This window comes from Streptomyces sp. AMJ-169, from assembly GCF_055597585.1.
In genome coordinates this window covers 162,113-178,436 of the sequence record NZ_JBVLTJ010000002.1, presented here as the reverse complement: position 1 = coordinate 178,436, position 16,324 = coordinate 162,113, and the positions used below count along the sequence as shown (strand labels likewise).

Here is a 16,324-nt window from a genome sequence, read left to right as displayed (position 1 = left end):
CGCAGCGGTCCCCTCAGTTCCTGCCCCCGTTCCCATTCCCCCGGATGAACCCGTCAGGGAAGCTGAACGTCGGCGTCGGAGTGTCCCCGGAGCCCCCCGAACTGCTGGAGCCCCCGTTCGACCCGCCGGAGGACGTGCCCCCGTCGGACGAACCCCCGGTCAGCAGGCCGCCGATGAACCCGGTCGTGCCCCCGCCGTTGCGATTGTCGTCATTGTTGCCCCGGCCGTTGCCGTTGCCGTTCCCGTTGCCCTTGCCCCCGTCGGGAATGCTGACCAGGTTGAACGAACCGGAGTCCTTGCCGGACAGCGCCCCGGTCATCGCGTCCTTCCAGATCGGACCCGGGGTGTCACCGCCGTAGACCTGGTCGTGGTAGACCCCGCCGATGCTGATGTTGGTCATCTTGACCTTCTGGGTGGCGCTGCCGACCCAGACCGCGCCCGACAGGGACGGGGTGTAGCCGACGAACCAGGCGTTCTTGCGCTCGTCGGTGGTACCGGTCTTGCCCGCGTTGTCGATGCCCTTGAGGCCGGCCGCCTGGCCGGTACCGGAGTCGATCACGCCGCTGAGCAGGGTGTTGATGGTGTCCGCGGTCTTCTCGCTCATCGCGCGCGAGCAGGTCGACTTGGGGACCTCGAGCGACTTCTTGGTGTTGCCGATGGTCTGCGTGATCGACTCGATGGCGACCGGGGTGCAGTACATGCCCCGGGAGGCGAAGGCGGCGTACGCGCTGGCCATGGTCAGCGGGGAGAGGCCGGTGGAGCCGAGGGTCATCGAGGAGGGCACCTCGGGGACCTTGTCGCCGTTGCCCTGGACGACGTGCAGCGCGTCGGTCATCTTCACGACCGGGCACATGCCGATGTCCGCGACCATCTGCACGAAGTAGGTGTTCACCGACTTGGCCATGGCCTGCTTGAGCGCGTAGGGGCCGACCTCTGCCTCGTTCTCGTTCTCCAGCTTCTCGTTGCCGTTGTTGCGCCAGTCCTTGCCGCTGCACGTGCTGACGCGGTCCGGGTAGGGCATCTCGTAGGGCGCGGAGTACGTCTGGTTGGCCGGGCGGCCCTGCTCCAGCGCGGCGGCGGCGACGAACGGCTTGAACGTCGAACCGGTCGGGAAGCCGTAGTTGGAGCCGCCGTACGCGGAGTCGACCGAGTAGTTGTACTCGGTCTCGTTCTTGCCGTAGCCGTAGGGCTTCGACTGGCCCATGCCGAGGATCTTGCCGGTGCCGGGCTGCACGAGGGTGACGGCCGTGGCGACCTTGTCGGACTGGTAGACGTGGTCCTTGATCGAGGACTGCACCGAGTCCTGCGCCTGCGGGTCCAGCGTCGTACGGATGGTCAGGCCGCCCTGGTTCCAGACCTTCGCGCGGTCCTCCTTGGTCTTGCCGAAGACCGGGTCGCTGAGGAAGACCTTCTCGACGTATTTGCAGAAGAAACTGGCGCCCTTGACGGCCGTGATGCAGCCGTTCTTCGGCTGGGTGACCTTCAGGCCCAGCGGGGCGGCCTTGGCCTTGTCGGCGTCGGCCTGGGAGATGTCGCCGAGCTCGGCCATCCGCTGGAGGACGATGTTGCGGCGCAGGGTCGCCTGCTTCTCGTCGTTGATCGGGTCGTACAGGCTCGGCGACTGCACGATGCCCGCGAGCAGCGCCGCCTCCTGGACGTTGAGGTCCTTGGCGTGCTTGGAGAAGTACCGCTGGGAGGCCGCCTCGACGCCGTACGCCTGCTCACCGAAGAAGGTGATGTTGAGGTAGTTCTCCAGGATCTTCTTCTTGCCCAGTTCCTCCTCGACCTGGATCGCGTACTTCAGTTCGCGGATCTTGCGGCCGATGGTCTGCTGGGTGGCCTGCGCGACCTTCGTCGGGTCGTCACCGGCCTCCTCGATGAAGACGTTCTTCACGTACTGCTGGGTGAGCGTCGAGGCGCCCTCGGAGACGCCGCCGCTCTGGGCGTTCTTGTTGACCGCGCGGAGAATTCCCTTGAGGTCGACCGCGCCGTGCTGGTAGAAGCGCGAGTCCTCGATCGCGACGATCGCCTTCTGCATGTACGGCGAGATGTTCTTGAGGTCGACGACCGTACGGTCGCGCGAGTACACGGAGGCGATCTGGTTGCCGTCGTTGTCCAGTATCGTCGTGCGCTGGCTGAGCGGCGGCGTCTTCAGGTTGGCCGGGAGTTCGTCGAACGACTCCACCGACCCCTTCGCGGCGAGCCCCAGCGCCCCGAACGCGGGCAGCGCGATGCCGGCGAGGACCGCTCCCGAGAGCACACTGACACCGAGGAACTTGGCGGCCTGCTGCGTACTGGACAGCCCACCGCCCGAGCGCTTCTTTGGCATGAGGGCAGCCTACGTTCTCAATCGCCGGACACGCGTATATGCCTTGGCCTAAGCTGCTGTCAGCTGTCACGGCAGCAGGGCCTTGTGAGAAGTACGTCCGGCGACCCCGAATCGTTCCGGATGTACGCGACTTTTTTGTCGACGGCGTGCCCGAATCCGCCTTGTGTGTCAGCCGGTGTCCGGTGTGATCCCAGTGAACTGCCCCGGTTTCGCCGGGAAAGTCATGTATGTCGCGGGCTCACTCCCGCGGGTGATCTGCCGGATGCGCATAGTCCGTTCGGGCCATTCAAGATTGGGCCCGAAGGGGGTGTTGCGCTGTGTCCGCCTTCCGTAACGTCCTCAACTGGCGGCGGTGAATATGCCGCTGCCGCCGTGGGGGAGCCTCGATTCGGGAGAGGACGGCGCCGGTATGGGCTGGGTAACCGACTGGAGTGCGCAGGCTGCCTGCCGCACTACCGATCCGGATGAACTGTTCGTTCAGGGAGCAGCGCAGAACAGGGCCAAGGCGGTGTGCACCGGTTGCCCGGTACGCACGGAATGCCTGGCGGACGCGCTGGACAACCGCGTCGAGTTCGGCGTGTGGGGAGGAATGACGGAACGCGAACGGCGCGCCCTGCTGCGCCGCCGCCCGACCGTCACCTCCTGGCGCCGCCTCCTGGAGACGGCGCGGACGGAGTACGAGCGGGGCACACTGCCGCTCGGGGCCGAGCACGTGTACGTCAACTACGCGGCGGTCGGCTGACGGCGCCCTCGGGCACCACGCCGGGAACCCCCCTCGGACCGGGGCAGAATCCGAGGCGGACCCAACCGGCCTGGCCGACCGCCCGGGGGCCCACCAGACATGGATCAACGGGTACCGGGGCAACGGGAGTTGCCGGGGTACCGGAGTACGGGCACGGCGACGGGGAGCCTGCGCGCCTCGCGTACGACCGGGGCGCCGGGGCTCCTTCGTACGAGGCCCTGCATGCCGGGTACGACCGGTCGCCGGCGTTTCAGTTGACGGCGTCCCCAGGCAGCTCGGGCCGCCCCGCGGCGAGCCGTTCGCCGATGTCACGCAGACCGGCGAGGTCATGGACGTCCCCGGGGAGCGCGGCCACCTCGGCCACCGCGACCTCGGGGTGCAGCGCGGTGAAGCGGTCACGGGTGCGCCGCTCGCGGGAGAGCAGATGCATCCGTTCCGCGTGGAGCCTCAGCAGCCCGGCGGTGAGCCGGTCGACCGCGGCCTCGGCGCCCGCGCCGGTGGGGGAACCGCCGCCTGGGGCCGGGGAGTTCGGAGCGTGGGATTCCGAACCGCCGAACGTGTCGGGAGAGTTACGAGTTCCAGCCTTCCCTGGGGGCTGATCCACAATGCCGGAGCGGTCAAGATTTTCCGCGGGGGCGGGGGAATCCGCTTGGGGGGCGGGGGAGTTGGGGTCGTCCGAAGGGGAGCCGTCAGCGCGCGCGGGACTGTCGGACGTTCCGTCAGCCGCCTCTCCGGCCGCCCCGTCGCCCGTCTCGCCCCCTGCGGCCTCCTCAAGGCCCTCCGCCGCCGCCAGCGCGCGTTCGGCGGTCAGCTGGGCCGCCCCGCTGCCGTGCACCCGGTTGAGGACCAGCCCGGCGAACGGCATGTCCTCGGCGGCGAGCCGCTCGACGAAGTAGGCGGCCTCGCGCAGCGCGTCCCGCTCGGGGGCGGCGACGACGAGGAAGGCCGTACCCGGCGCCTGGAGCAGCTTGTAGGTGGCGTCCGCGCGGGTGCGGAAGCCGCCGAACATGGAGTCCATGGCGGCGACGAACGTCTGGACGTCCTTGAGGAGCTGGCCGCCGAGCAGCTTGCCGAGGGCGCCGGTCATCATCGACATCCCGACGTTGAGGAACTTCATCCCGGCCCGCCCGCCGACCTTCGCGGGCGCGAGGAGCACGCGGATCAGCTTGCCGTCGAGGAAGGACCCGAGCCGCTTGGGCGCGTCCAGGAAGTCCAGCGCGGAGCGCGAGGGGGGCGTGTCGACGACGATCAGGTCCCACTCGTCCCGGGCCCGCAGCTGGCCCAGCTTCTCCATCGCCATGTACTCCTGCGTGCCCGCGAAGCCCGCCGAGAGCGACTGGTAGAACGGGTTGCCCAGGATGGCCGCCGCCCGCTCGGGATCGGCGTGCGCCTCGACGATCTCGTCGAAGGTGCGCTTCATGTCGAGCATCATCGCGTGCAGCTCACCGCCGCCCTCGACGCCCTTCACCCGCCGGGGGGTGTTGTCCAGGGAGTCGATCCCCATGGACTGCGCGAGGCGGCGGGCGGGGTCGATGGTGAGGACGACGACCTTGCGCCCCCGCTCGGCGGCGCGCACGCCCAGGGCGGCGGCGGTGGTCGTCTTCCCGACACCGCCGGAGCCGCAGCAGACGACGATGCGGGTGGCGGGGTCGTCGAGGAGGGGGTCGATCTCCAGGGTGCGGGTGGGGGAGAGGTGGTGGGTGTCGGGGGCGGGGGTTCTCGCGGCGGACGACGGGAGCTTGGCGCCGGGGTTCTTCGAGGCGGACGCCCCCTTGGAGGCGGCTTCCCCGGATGCGGCCCCTTTGGAGGCAGCCTCTCCGGATGCGGCCCCTTTGGAGGCAGCCTCTCCGGATACAGCCCCCTTGGAGGCAGCCTCCCCGGATGCGGCCCCCTCGGACACGGCCTTGTCGGACGCGGCCCCCTCGGACACGCCCCCTTCGGACCCGCCCCCCGAGTCCGCCCGCCCCGCCGGGTCCCTGCTCATGCGATCCCCTGCTTCCGCAGCTCGGTGGCCAGTTCGTACAGGCCCGCCAGGTCCAGGCCCTCGGCGAGCAGCGGGAGTTCATGGGTCGGGAGCGCCAGCTCGGCCAGGACGGCGCGCTGCTCCTGCTCCAGGCGGTGCCGCTCGGCGTACTCCCCGGCCTGCGCGAGCAGGGGGTCGACGAGCTTCTCGGCGTGCCCCCCGCGACGCGCCCCGCCCAGCCCGGCCGCCGAAAGGGACCTGGCGACCGAAGAACGCGCGACACTCCCCGCGAGTTCCAGCCCGGCCGCGTCGAGCACCTCGGGCCGCACCATGTTGACGACGACCCGCCCCACCGGCAGCCGCGCGGCCCGCAGTTCGGCGATGCCGTCGGCGGTCTCCTGGACCGGCATCTCCTCAAGGAGCGTCACGAGGTGCACGGCGGTCTCCGCGGACTTCAGCACCCGCATCACGGCCTGCGCCTGATTGTGTATCGGCCCGATCCGGGCGAGCCCGGCGACCTCGTCGTTGACGTTGAGGAACCGCGTCACCCGGCCGGTCGGCGGTGCGTCCATGACGACGTAGTCGTACACGAACCGCCCCGCGCGGTCCTTGCGGCGGACGGCCTCGCACGCCTTGCCGGTCAGCAGGACGTCCCTGAGACCGGGAGCGATCGTCGTCGCGAAGTCGATCGCGCCGAGTTTCTTCAGGGCCCGGCCCGCCGAGCCCAGTTTGTAGAACATCTGGAGGTAGTCCAGCAGGGCCAGCTCGGGGTCGATGGCCAGCGCGTACACCTCCCCGCCCCCGGGCGCGACGGCGATCTTTCGCTCCTCGTACGGAAGGACCTCCGTCTCGAAGAGCTGGGCGATGCCCTGCCGGCCCTCGACCTCGACGAGAAGCGTCCGCTTCCCCTGCCGCGCGAGGGCCAGCGCGAGGGCCGCGGCGACCGTCGTCTTTCCGGTCCCGCCCTTGCCGCTGACGACCTGGAGCCTGCTCACGTCTTCGAGCGTAACCACTCGGCGCCCGGACCAATCAGCGCCCTGTGGATAACCGGTACGACAGTCGCAGGAAAAGCCGTCGCGAAGCGGCGATCATCACAGCGGATAAAGTCCCCCCATGACCAAGTGGGAATACGCAACTGTGCCGCTGCTCGTCCACGCCACGAAGCAGATCCTGGACACCTGGGGCGAGGACGGCTGGGAGCTGGTCCAGGTCGTGCCCGGCCCCAACCCCGAGCAGCTGGTGGCCTACCTGAAGCGGGCCAAGGCATGAGCGCTGTAGAGGCCAGGATCGCCGAGCTGGGCCTGGCCCTGCCGGACGTCGTCCCGCCGCTCGCCGCCTACCAGCCGGCCGTGCGGACCGGCAATTACGTGTACACGTCGGGCCAGCTGCCCCTGGTCGACGGCAAGCTGCCCGTCACCGGCAAGGTCGGCGCCGAGGTCACCGCGGAGGAGGCCAAGGAGCTGGCCGCGCGGTGCGCGCTGAACGCCCTGGCCGCCGTGAAGTCCGTCACGGGTGACCTGGACCGCATCGCGCGCGTGGTGAAGGTCGTCGGCTTCGTCGCCTCCGCCCCCGACTTCACCGGCCAGCCCGGTGTGATCAACGGGACCAGCGAACTCCTCGGCGAGATCCTGGGGGAGAAGGGCGTCCACGCGCGCAGTGCCGTCGGCGTCGCCGTGCTGCCCCTGGACGCGCCGGTCGAGGTCGAGGTCCTGGTCGAGCTCACCGAGGGGTGACCCCGGGGGCTCTCGAAGATTCGCCGGTCAGCGGATAGCCTCCGCCCATGGCGAATGGGCAGTGGTTCCCCCCGGACTGGCCGGACCGTATCCGCGCCCTGGCGGAGGGCACCCTCACACCGGTCGCCCCCAAGCGCGCGGCCACCGTCATCCTCCTGAAGGACGGCGACGGCGGCCCTGCCGTCCACATGCTGCGCAGACGCGCCTCCATGGCTTTCGCCGGAGGCGCGTACGCGTATCCGGGCGGCGGCGTCGACCCGCGCGACGACGACCGCACGGTGCGCTGGGCGGGCCCCACGCGCGCGTGGTGGGCGGCCCGGCTCGGCGTCGGGGAGCCGGCGGCCCAGGCGATCGTCTGCGCGGCCGTGCGCGAGACGTACGAGGAGTCGGGCGTCCTTCTCGCGGGCCCCACGCCCGACACCGTCACCGGCGACACCACCGCCCCCGACTGGGAGGCCGACAGAGCGGCCCTGGTGGCCCGTGAGCTGTCGTTCGCGGAGTTCCTGGACCGGCGGGGCCTGATCCTGCGCTCGGACCTCCTGGGGGCCTGGACGCGCTGGATCACCCCCGAGTTCGAACCGCGCCGCTACGACACCTGGTTCTTCGTCGCCGCCCTCCCCGCCGGCCAGCGCACCCGCAACGCCTCCACCGAGGCCGACCGCACCGTCTGGATCACCCCGCCCGCCGCGGCGGCCTCGTACGACGCCGGCGACCTGCTGATGATGCCGCCGACCGTCGCGACCCTGCGCCAGCTGATCCCGTACCGCTCCGCCGCCGAGGCCCTGGAGGCGTCCCGCGCGCGGGATCTCACCCCCGTCCTCGCGCGGGCGAAGCTGGAGCCGAGCCAGATCACCCTCTCCTGGCCCGGACACGACGAGTTCACCAAGCGCATCCCGATCGGAGGAGCCTCCGCATGACCCACGCCGGCGCCCTTCCCGGCCAGCCGCGCGCGGCGGTCGTCTCCGGACCCGCCACCACCCGCGCGGTGAACGTCCTCGCGCCGAACGCCTCGGCGATGACCCTGGACGGCACCAACACGTGGATCGTGGCCGAACCGGACTCGGACCTGGCGGTGGTGATCGACCCGGGTCCCCTGGACGAAGGCCACCTCCGCGCGGTGATCGACGCAGCGGAGCGCTCGGGCAGACGCGTGGCCCTGACCCTGCTGACCCACGGCCACTCCGACCACGCCGAGGGAGCGGTCCGCTTCGCCGAACTGACCGGCACCAAGGTCCGCGCCCTGGACCCCGCGCTCCGCCTCGGCGACGAGGGCCTGACGGCGGGCGACGCGATCACCACAGGCGGCCTGGACCTCAGGGTGGTCCCCACCCCCGGCCACACGGCGGACTCCCTGTGCTTCCACCTCCCGGCCGACCAGGCGGTCCTCACCGGCGACACCGTCCTGGGCCGCGGCACCACAGTGGTGGCCCACCCCGACGGCCGCCTGGGCGACTACCTGGACTCCCTGCGCCGCCTGAGGTCCCTGACGGTCGACGACGGCGTGCGAACGGTCCTCCCAGGCCACGGCCCCGTCCTGGACGACGCCCAAGGCGCCGTCGAGTACTACCTGGCCCACCGGGCCCACCGCCTGGCCCAGGTGGAGACAGCGGTGGAAACCGGCCACACGACCCCACCAGAGGTCGTCGCCCACGTCTACGCCGACATAGACCACTCCCTATGGCCGGCAGCGGAACTCTCGGTCCGGGCCCAACTGGAGTACCTGAAGGAGCACGGGCTGATCTAAGGGGCGCCGCATTCCGCGCCCGCCCCCCAAGGGACCCGCACCACCCCGGCCGAGACCCGGCGTCAGCGTGACCGCTTCGCCAGGCGTTCCACGTCCAGCAGGATCACCGCGCGGGCCTCCAGGCGGAGCCAGCCTCGCTGGGCGAAGTCGGCCAGGGCCTTGTTCACCGTCTCGCGGGAGGCGCCTACCAGTTGGGCCAGCTCCTCCTGAGTGAGGTCGTGGACGACATGGATGCCCTCCTCCGACTGCACGCCGAAGCGGCGGGAGAGGTCGAGCAGCGCGCGCGCGACACGGCCGGGGACGTCGGAGAAGACCAGGTCGGACATCTGGTCGTTGGTCTTGCGCAGCCGCCGGGCGACCGCGCGCAGCAGCGCTCCGGCGACCTCGGGGCGGGCGTTCAGCCAGGGCTGGAGGTCGCCGTGGCCGAGGCCCAGCAGCTTGACCTCCGTGAGGGCCGTCGCCGTCGCCGTACGCGGACCCGGGTCGAACAGCGACAGTTCGCCGATCAGCTCGCCGGGGCCGACCACCGCCAGCATGTTCTCGCGGCCGTCGGGGGATGTGCGGTGAAGCTTGACCTTGCCCTCGGTCACGACGTAGAGCCGGTCACCGGGGTCGCCCTCGTGAAAAAGCGAGTCACCACGCGCGAGGGTGACCTCACTCATGGAGGCGCGCAGCTCCGCGGCCTGCTCGTCGTCGAGAGCCGCGAAGAGCGGGTTGCGCCGCAGAACGTCGTCCACGAGTTCTCTCCTTGTCGACCTGCTCAGGGGATCTTTCTCCCCCACGTACCAGGGGACCGTGGTGCCCATTTTGCCTGACGGTCCAAACAGTGTGATCTGTCACAAGGATGCCGCACACCTGTCCGGAGGTAAGCGGCAGGGGTCCAATCGGGGACCGATTCCCGGGGTCCGGGGCGGATGTCGGTGCCGGGCTTTAGGCTGGCCAGGTGTCCGGATCGCCGGTCAGAGCGCGGGCCGTGGGGGCTCGGCGGACCGCCGTACGACGGGATTCCGCCGTGGGCGAACAGGACGCGGGCGGCAACCCTGGTGGCGGTAGGAAAGCGGCAAAGGTGACAGAGAAGACTTCAGCTAAGAAAACGTCCGGACCGAAGAAACCGGCGCCCTTGCCGCCCGGCAAACCCGAGTCCCGTACGGCCCTCGTCCGCCGCGCGCGCCGGATCAACCGGGAGCTCGCCGAGGTGTACCCGTACGCGCACCCCGAGCTGGACTTCGACAACCCCTTCCAGCTGGTCGTCGCGACCGTCCTGTCCGCCCAGACCACCGACCTGAGGGTCAACCAGACGACCCCCCTGCTCTTCGCGAAGTACCCCACCCCCGAGGACCTGGCCGTCGCCGACCCCGAGGAGGTCGAGGAGATCCTCCGCCCGACCGGTTTCTTCCGAGCCAAGACCAAGTCGGTCATCGGCCTGTCGAAGGCGCTGGTGGAGCAGTTCGGGGGCGAAGTCCCGGGCCGGCTCGAGGACTTGGTCAAGTTGCCCGGAGTCGGCAGGAAGACGGCGTTCGTCGTATTGGGCAACGTGTTCGGCAGACCCGGCATCACCGTCGACACCCACTTCCAGCGCCTCGTACGCCGCTTCCGCTGGACCGCCGAGACCGACCCCGACAAGATCGAGGCGGCCATCGCGGAGCTGTTCCCCAAGTCCGACTGGACCGACCTCTCCCACCACGTCATCTGGCACGGCCGCCGCATCTGCCACGCCCGTAAACCGGCCTGCGGAGCCTGCCCCATCGCCCCCCTCTGCCCCTCCTACGGCGAGGGTGAGACGGACCCGGAGAAGGCCCAGAAGCTCCTGAAGTACGAGAAGGGCGGCTTCCCCGGCCAGCGCCTGAACCCGCCCCAGTCCTACCTGGACGCGGGCGGCAGGCCCGCGCCGCCGCTGGGGGCGGGGTGAGGCGGAGGACCGCCGTGAACGCCACAGGCCGGCCTCCCGGACGTGAGCCCGCCCGGAGCCCCTGCCCCGGCACCCGAGCGATATCCGGCCGCCCCGCAGCCGGTCACCGCCCCCCGCCCGGCCTGCCCGAGGCGCCGGCCCACGCCGAGACGCTCCGCGAGCCGGCCGCCCCCGACCCTGAGAACCCTCCCCCGAGAGAAATCAGGGTCGGCCGGCGGCGAGGTGCGGAACGATCTCGGGAGGGGCGGGCGTTGGAAGGGAAAGATCGGGGGGTGGTGCGGAGATGAAGCAAGTCAGGGACGCGCAGGGAGGGCCCGCAAAGGCGGGTCCGTACGAGGGGCGAGTGGCCGTCAGCAAGGACGGGCTGCCCGAGTGGCTGGACCCGGTGGTGCGGGCGGTGGAGACCGTCGAGCCCCGGCAGCTGAGCAGGTTCCTGCCGCCGGAGGACGGGGGCGGGCGCCAGTCGGCGGTGCTCATCCTCTTCGGCGAGGGAGGGAGAGGGCCGGAACTGCTGCTGATGGAGCGGGCGAGCTCGCTGCGCTCGCACGCCGGCCAGCCCTCCTTCCCCGGCGGCGCCCTCGACCCGCAGGACGGCGACCCGAAGGGCGACGGACCGCTGCGGGCCGCGCTGCGGGAGGCCGAGGAGGAGACGGGGCTGGACCCGGCGGGGGTGCAGCTCTTCGGTGTCCTGCCCCCGCTGTACATCCCGGTCAGCCAGTTCGTCGTGACCCCCGTCCTGGGCTGGTGGCGCACCCCCAGCCCGGTCGGCGCGATGGACCCGGCGGAGACCGCGCGGGTCTTCACGGTCCCCGTGGCGGATCTCACGGACCCGGCCCACAGAGCGACGACCGTGCACCCCAGCGGCCACCGAGGCCCGGCATTCCTGGTCGAATCGGCCCTCGTCTGGGGGTTCACGGCGGGAGTGATCGACCGCCTGCTGCACTACGCGGGCTGGGAGCGCCCCTGGGACAGGGACAAGCAGGTCCCGCTGGACTGGCGGTCATGACAGGGTGTCCTCCGATCCCCGGGATCTCCCCGGCCGACCTGTAGTGAGGGCGAGTTGACGAGGCGAGGCGCCGAGCGGTGAACGTGCTGGACATCCTGTTGCTGGTCGCGGCCGTGTGGTTCGCGGTCGTCGGCTACCGCCAGGGCTTCGTCGTCGGCATCCTGTCGGTGATCGGCTTCCTGGGCGGCGGCCTCGTCGCCGTCTATCTGCTGCCGGTCGTCTGGGACGCCCTGACCGACAGCTCGGAGGTCAGTACGACCGCGGCGGTCGTCGCCGTCGTCGTCGTGATCGTCTGCGCCTCCGTCGGCCAGGCGCTCACCACCCACCTCGGCAGCAAGCTGCGCCGCTACATCACGTGGTCCCCGGCCCGCGCGCTGGACGCGACGGGCGGGGCGCTGGTCAATGTGGGCGCGATGCTGCTGGTGGCGTGGCTGCTGGGCTCGATGCTGGCGCAGACGACGCTGCCGACGCTCGGCAAGGAGGTCCGCGGCTCGAAGGTGCTCCTGGGCGTCTCCGAGGTGCTCCCGGTCCAGGCGGACACCTGGTTCAAGGACTTCACGTCGGTCCTCGCGCAGAACGGCTTCCCGCAGGTCTTCAGCCCGTTCTCCAACGAGCCGATCCGCGAGGTCGAGCCGCCCGACCCGGCGCTCGCCGGCAGCGCCGTCGCCGCCCGCGCGCAGGCGTCGATCGTCAAGGTCATGGGCACCGCGGAGAGCTGCGGCAAGGTCCTGGAGGGCACCGGCTTCGTCTTCGGCGAGCGCCGGGTGATGACCAACGCGCACGTCGTGGGCGGCGTCACCGAACCGACCGTCCAGATAGGCGGCGAGGGCCGCAAGTACGACGCGAAGGTCGTCCTGTACGACTGGCGGCGCGACATCGCCGTCCTCGACGTCCCCGGACTCGACGCGCCGGCCCTCCAGTTCACCTCGAAGGACGCCGCGACCGGCGACAGCGCGATCGTCGCCGGGTTCCCGGAGAACGGCTCGTACGACGTGCGTTCGGCGCGCGTGCGCGGGCGCATCACCGCCTCCGGCGCGGACATCTACAAGCGGGGCACCGTCCGCCGCGACGTCTACTCCCTGTACGCGACGGTCCGTCAGGGCAACTCCGGCGGCCCCCTGCTGACCCCCGACGGAAAGGTCTACGGCGTCGTCTTCGCCAAGTCCCTCGACGACGCGGAGACCGGCTACGCCCTGACCGCCGACGAGATCCGGCAGGACATCACGGACGGCAAGACGGCCAGCCAGCAGGTGGACAGCGACAACTGCGCCCTCTGAGGCGGCAGCCGGGAAGAGGCGCCCCGGACCGGGGCGGGGGTGTCGGGAAAAGGGGAGCTCAGCCCCGTGGATGCCGCAGCCGCACCGAGACCCACCGGGCCCTGCGGCGCAGGATCCGTGGGATGCCCACCCGGAGGTCACCCCCCGGCGTTGGCGCGCCTGGCCCCCGCTGATGGGCGCTCAGGCCTTCGGCCGAGCGGCGGTTGCGTGCTGCGTCACTGTAGTCGTGCGTCCAGCCCATACCCCGACGTCTGCCCCCGCCCCAAGGTCGATAACCTCCCGGCGGCCCGCCAATCGGCCTATGCGTCGGGCACATGGACGTCCGCAGGACAGACGTTCGGATCCGGATACCGGGCGTATCGGCGCGCTCACACCCCGAGGCGAACCCCTTCCGGCCAACAGGCCGAACTCACCGAACAGGCACCGCCGGACGGCCCGGCTCACCGATCCGGCTCGGAATCCTTCAGCCAGCCGATCAGCTCCGTCGAGAACGCCGCCGGATCCTCCTCGTGCGGAAAGTGCCCGAGCCCGTCGAACAGCCGCCACCGGTACGGCGCTTCGACGTACTCCCCGCTGCCCGCCGCGCTGCGCGGCCGGCTGACCGGGTCGAGCGAGCCGTGCAGATGCAGCGTCGGCACCCGCACCGGCCGCTTCATCCGCCGGTAGAACTGGATGCCGTCGGGCCGCGCGAGCGAGCGCACCAGCCAGCGGTAGGGCTCGACGGAGCAGTGCGCGGTGGACGGGATCAGCATCGCCTCGCGGTACGCCGTGAGCGCCGCCTCGTCCGGCGGGAGCGGCCCGGACCAGTCGCGGATGAGGTCGGCGACCAGCGCGCCGTCGTCCGCGACGAGCCGGCGTTCGGGGATCCAGGGCCGCTGGAACCCCCAGATGTGTGAACTCGCCGCCGTCTGCTTGACGTCGGCGAGCATCGCGGACCGCCAGCGCCGGGGGTGCGGCATCGACGCGACCGCGAGCCGGCGCACGAGCTTGGGGCGCATCGCGGCGGCCGTCCAGGCGAGGTAGCCGCCGAGGTCGTGGCCGACGAGCGCGGCGTCCGGCTCGCCGAGGGAGCGGATCACGCCGGTGATGTCGAGGGCCAGGTTCGCGGGGTCGTAGCCGCGCGGGGTGCGGTCGCTGCCGCCGACTCCGCGCAGGTCGAGGGCGACGGCCCGGAAGCCGGCCGCCGCGAGCGCGGTCAGCTGGTGCCGCCAGGTCCACCAGAACTGCGGGAAGCCGTGCACCAGCAGCACCAGCGGCCCGTCGCCCATTTCAGCGATGTGGAAGCGGGCGCCGTTGGCGGCGACGTCCCGATGGATCCAGGGGCCGTCCGGCCGGACGACCGAGGAGGGGTGCTGAGCCGAGGAGGTGGCCGGGTCCGTCATGATGTCGAGCGTGCCACAGCTTCGAGGGGTTGCGGGGCGGCGTCCCTGGCGGCGAGTTCGGGGCGCGGGTGCGGCCTGGCGTTCTGGAGGACCCCGGCGGTCTCCTTCACGGAGGCGGCGACCTTCTGCGGACCCTTGCCCTTCTGCGCCTTCTTGAACATGGCGATGCCGATGAGGATCAGCAGGCCCGCGATCAGCGCGTTGGCCGCGAACGACAGCAGGAAGCACCAGGCGAGGTTCCAGCCGCCGGTGCCGTTGTGCCCGCCGGTCCAGGCGTTGATGCCGTAGGCGAGCGCGAAACTCAGCATCGGCAGGGAGAACAGCAGGGCGACGGCGGCCACGAGGAAGGCCGCGCTGCCCACGGCACCCCGCTTCACATCCTGCTTGAGCTGCGCCTTCGCCAGCGCGATCTCGTCGTGCACCAGCGCGGACATCTCGGCCGTCGCGGAGGCGAACAGCTGTCCGACGCTGCGTTCGGCGCCGACCGGGCTGTCGTCGGGTGCGCTCATCGAGGTCTCCCTTGTGATTGCCGTACCGAATCTGTCCTGCCGTCGTGCCGGACAACTCGTACGGTCTCGATCTGTACCGTCCCGTCAGATCATGCCGGACGGCCGTCCCCGGCGCCCGCCCCGCCCGGCGGTTCGGCGGATGTGTGGCGGGCGGCGGCCAGTTCGCGGGCGATCCGGCGGTGCTCGGCGGCCTTGCCGTCCAGGATGTCGGCCATCCGGAGGTGATACGCGGGGTCGTCCTCCTCGTACACGTCGGGGATGCCGTCGGCGTCCTCGTCGCGCTCCTCCCGCTCGGTCAGCCGCCGGTACTTCGCGTTGCGCAGCTTCAGCAGGACCGTCGCCCAGCAGGCGGCGATCAGCGAGCCGGCCAGGACGGCCGCCTTGACCTCGTCGGTCAGCCCCGGATCGGCCGCGAAGGCCAGTTCGCCGATGAGCAGCGACACGGTGAACCCGATCCCGGCGAGCGAGGCCAGCGCGAAGACGTCCGCCCAGGCCAGCTCCTCGCTCAGCGAGGCCCGCGTGAACCGCGCGGTCAGCCAGGTCCCGCCGAAGATCCCGAGCGTCTTGCCGACGACGAGACCGAGGACGACCCCCAGCGTCTCGGGCCTGCCGAACACGTCCCCGAGCGCGCCCCCCGACACCCGCACCCCCGCGCTGAACAGCGCGAACAGGGGGACGGCGAGACCGGCCGACAGGGGCCGTACGAGGTGCTCGACCCGTTCGCCGGGGGAGCGGGCCTCGCCCTCGCGCGTCGTGCAGCGCAGCATCAGCCCCATCGCGACGCCCGCGATCGTCGCGTGGACGCCGCTGTTGTACATCAGCGCCCAGATGACGACGGCCAGCGGAACGTACACGTACCACCCGCGCACGCCCCGCCGCAGCAGCCACCGGAAGAGGACCAGGCCCGCCACCGCGCCGCCCAGGGCCGCGAAGTTGAGGTCGCTGGTGTAGAAGACCGCGATGATCAGGATGGCGAACAGGTCGTCGACGACCGCCAGGGTCAGCAGGAACGCCCGCAGCGCGCTCGGCAGCGAGGTCCCGATCACGGCCAGCACGGCGAGCGCGAACGCGATGTCGGTCGCGGTCGGCACGGCCCACCCGCGCAGCGAACCGCCCCCGCCGAGGCTGGTGAGCGTATAGACGAGCGCCGGTACGGCCATCCCGCACAGCGCGGCGACGACGGGCAGCGCGGCGGCGCGCGGATCCTTCAGCTCCCCGGCGACCAGCTCGCGCTTCAGCTCGATCCCGGCGACGAAGAAGAACACGGCGAGCAGCCCGTCGGCGGCCCAGTGCGCTATGGAGAGGTTGAGACCGAGGGCGCCCGGCCCGAGGTGGAAGCCGCTGACGGAGGCGTAACTCCCGCGCAGGGCAGGGATGTTGGCCCACAGCAGCGCGGTGATCGTGGCGATGAGCAGCAGCACCCCGCCCACCGTCTCCGCCCGCAGCGCGTCCGCGACGAACCTGCGCTCCGGGAGCGACAGGCGGCCGAGCAGCTTGCGGGGCGTACGGGGGGTGGACACGGGGACCTCCGGTCTGCGGGCAGGACTGAGCACCTGCCGACCAGACTTCCCGGCACACCTGGGCGATTCGACCGGGATTCACCCGTTCGGATCTTGGCGCATCCTTGACACGCCTTTGACCAGGATACCCAAACCGGAACTCCCTGCCCCCCTGCTCCGTTCAGCAGTACAGGGGGGCCTGAGCAACCGGTCAGCTCATACGACCGACCA

Annotated in this window: 16 protein-coding genes; 8 read left to right on the top strand and 8 right to left on the bottom strand. The window is 71.2% G+C overall.

Going from position 1 to position 16,324, the window contains the following annotated elements:
• Positions 1-13 precede the first annotated feature (13 nt).
• Positions 14-2,329, bottom strand: a complete 2,316-nt coding sequence (locus ACYUD3_RS05375) for a transglycosylase domain-containing protein (RefSeq protein ID WP_470964424.1) — start codon at positions 2,327-2,329, stop codon at positions 14-16.
• Positions 2,330-2,738: 409 nt separating this feature from the next.
• Between ACYUD3_RS05375 and ACYUD3_RS05370 the strand changes: the two genes are divergently transcribed.
• On the top strand, positions 2,739-3,071 hold the full coding sequence (locus ACYUD3_RS05370; protein WP_470964421.1) for a WhiB family transcriptional regulator: 333 nt from the start codon (positions 2,739-2,741) through the stop codon (positions 3,069-3,071).
• Between the two features lie 250 nt (positions 3,072-3,321).
• On the opposite strand, the gene bagB is transcribed toward ACYUD3_RS05370, so the two are convergent.
• Together bagB and bagA are read right to left on the bottom strand one after the other, a co-directional pair.
• Complete coding sequence (gene bagB / locus ACYUD3_RS05365; protein ID WP_470964418.1) at positions 3,322-5,055, bottom strand: ATPase BagB; 1,734 nt, start codon at positions 5,053-5,055, stop codon at positions 3,322-3,324.
• A complete protein-coding gene (bagA, locus tag ACYUD3_RS05360) occupies positions 5,052-6,029 on the bottom strand; it encodes an ATPase BagA (RefSeq protein WP_470964415.1) in 978 nt (325 codons plus the stop codon). Before bagA ends, bagB begins: the two co-directional genes overlap by 4 nt.
• Positions 6,030-6,147: 118 nt before the next feature.
• Between bagA and ACYUD3_RS05355 the strand changes: the two genes are divergently transcribed.
• The 4 genes from ACYUD3_RS05355 to ACYUD3_RS05340 are packed head-to-tail and all read left to right on the top strand — an operon-like array spanning position 6,148 to position 8,511.
• Positions 6,148-6,303, top strand: a complete 156-nt coding sequence (locus tag ACYUD3_RS05355) for a DUF4177 domain-containing protein (protein ID WP_010350935.1) — start codon at positions 6,148-6,150, stop codon at positions 6,301-6,303.
• Positions 6,300-6,767: a RidA family protein gene (locus ACYUD3_RS05350; RefSeq protein WP_470964412.1), complete on the top strand. Its 468-nt coding sequence runs from the start codon at positions 6,300-6,302 to the stop codon at positions 6,765-6,767. The genes ACYUD3_RS05355 and ACYUD3_RS05350 overlap by 4 nt, the downstream gene beginning before the upstream one ends.
• Before the next feature lie 47 nt (positions 6,768-6,814).
• Entirely contained in the window at positions 6,815-7,684 is an 870-nt protein-coding gene (locus ACYUD3_RS05345) for an NUDIX hydrolase (protein WP_470964409.1), read from the top strand.
• Positions 7,681-8,511 (top strand): MBL fold metallo-hydrolase, encoded by an 831-nt coding sequence (locus ACYUD3_RS05340; protein WP_470964406.1) that lies wholly within the window; start codon positions 7,681-7,683, stop codon positions 8,509-8,511. The genes ACYUD3_RS05345 and ACYUD3_RS05340 overlap by 4 nt, the downstream gene beginning before the upstream one ends.
• A 62-nt stretch (positions 8,512-8,573) precedes the next feature.
• Here the strand turns inward: ACYUD3_RS05340 and ACYUD3_RS05335 are convergent, their stop codons facing one another.
• Entirely contained in the window at positions 8,574-9,248 is a 675-nt protein-coding gene (locus tag ACYUD3_RS05335; RefSeq protein ID WP_010350941.1) for a Crp/Fnr family transcriptional regulator, read from the bottom strand.
• A gap of 329 nt (positions 9,249-9,577) precedes the next feature.
• On the opposite strand from ACYUD3_RS05335, the gene nth reads away from it, so the two are divergent.
• The 3 genes from nth to ACYUD3_RS05320 all read left to right on the top strand — a co-directional run bounded on the left by nth (position 9,578) and on the right by ACYUD3_RS05320 (position 12,703).
• Complete coding sequence (nth, locus tag ACYUD3_RS05330; protein ID WP_470964403.1) at positions 9,578-10,420, top strand: endonuclease III; 843 nt, start codon at positions 9,578-9,580, stop codon at positions 10,418-10,420.
• Between the two features lie 283 nt (positions 10,421-10,703).
• Positions 10,704-11,426 (top strand): NUDIX hydrolase, encoded by a 723-nt coding sequence (locus ACYUD3_RS05325; protein WP_470964400.1) that lies wholly within the window; start codon positions 10,704-10,706, stop codon positions 11,424-11,426.
• Between the two features lie 77 nt (positions 11,427-11,503).
• Positions 11,504-12,703, top strand: coding sequence for a MarP family serine protease (locus tag ACYUD3_RS05320; RefSeq protein ID WP_470964397.1), 1,200 nt, complete (start codon positions 11,504-11,506; stop codon positions 12,701-12,703).
• 58 nt (positions 12,704-12,761) lie between these two features.
• On the opposite strand, the gene ACYUD3_RS05315 is transcribed toward ACYUD3_RS05320, so the two are convergent.
• The 4 genes from ACYUD3_RS05315 to nhaA form a co-directional block, all read right to left on the bottom strand.
• Positions 12,762-12,944, bottom strand: coding sequence for a hypothetical protein (locus ACYUD3_RS05315; RefSeq protein ID WP_470964394.1), 183 nt, complete (start codon positions 12,942-12,944; stop codon positions 12,762-12,764).
• A gap of 199 nt (positions 12,945-13,143) precedes the next feature.
• Positions 13,144-14,085, bottom strand: coding sequence for an alpha/beta fold hydrolase (locus ACYUD3_RS05310; protein ID WP_470964391.1), 942 nt, complete (start codon positions 14,083-14,085; stop codon positions 13,144-13,146).
• Positions 14,082-14,594: a phage holin family protein gene (locus ACYUD3_RS05305; RefSeq protein WP_470964388.1), complete on the bottom strand. Its 513-nt coding sequence runs from the start codon at positions 14,592-14,594 to the stop codon at positions 14,082-14,084. The genes ACYUD3_RS05310 and ACYUD3_RS05305 overlap by 4 nt, the downstream gene beginning before the upstream one ends.
• A gap of 89 nt (positions 14,595-14,683) precedes the next feature.
• Positions 14,684-16,114, bottom strand: coding sequence for a Na+/H+ antiporter NhaA (gene nhaA / locus ACYUD3_RS05300; protein WP_470964385.1), 1,431 nt, complete (start codon positions 16,112-16,114; stop codon positions 14,684-14,686).
• Positions 16,115-16,324: the final 210 nt, after the last annotated feature.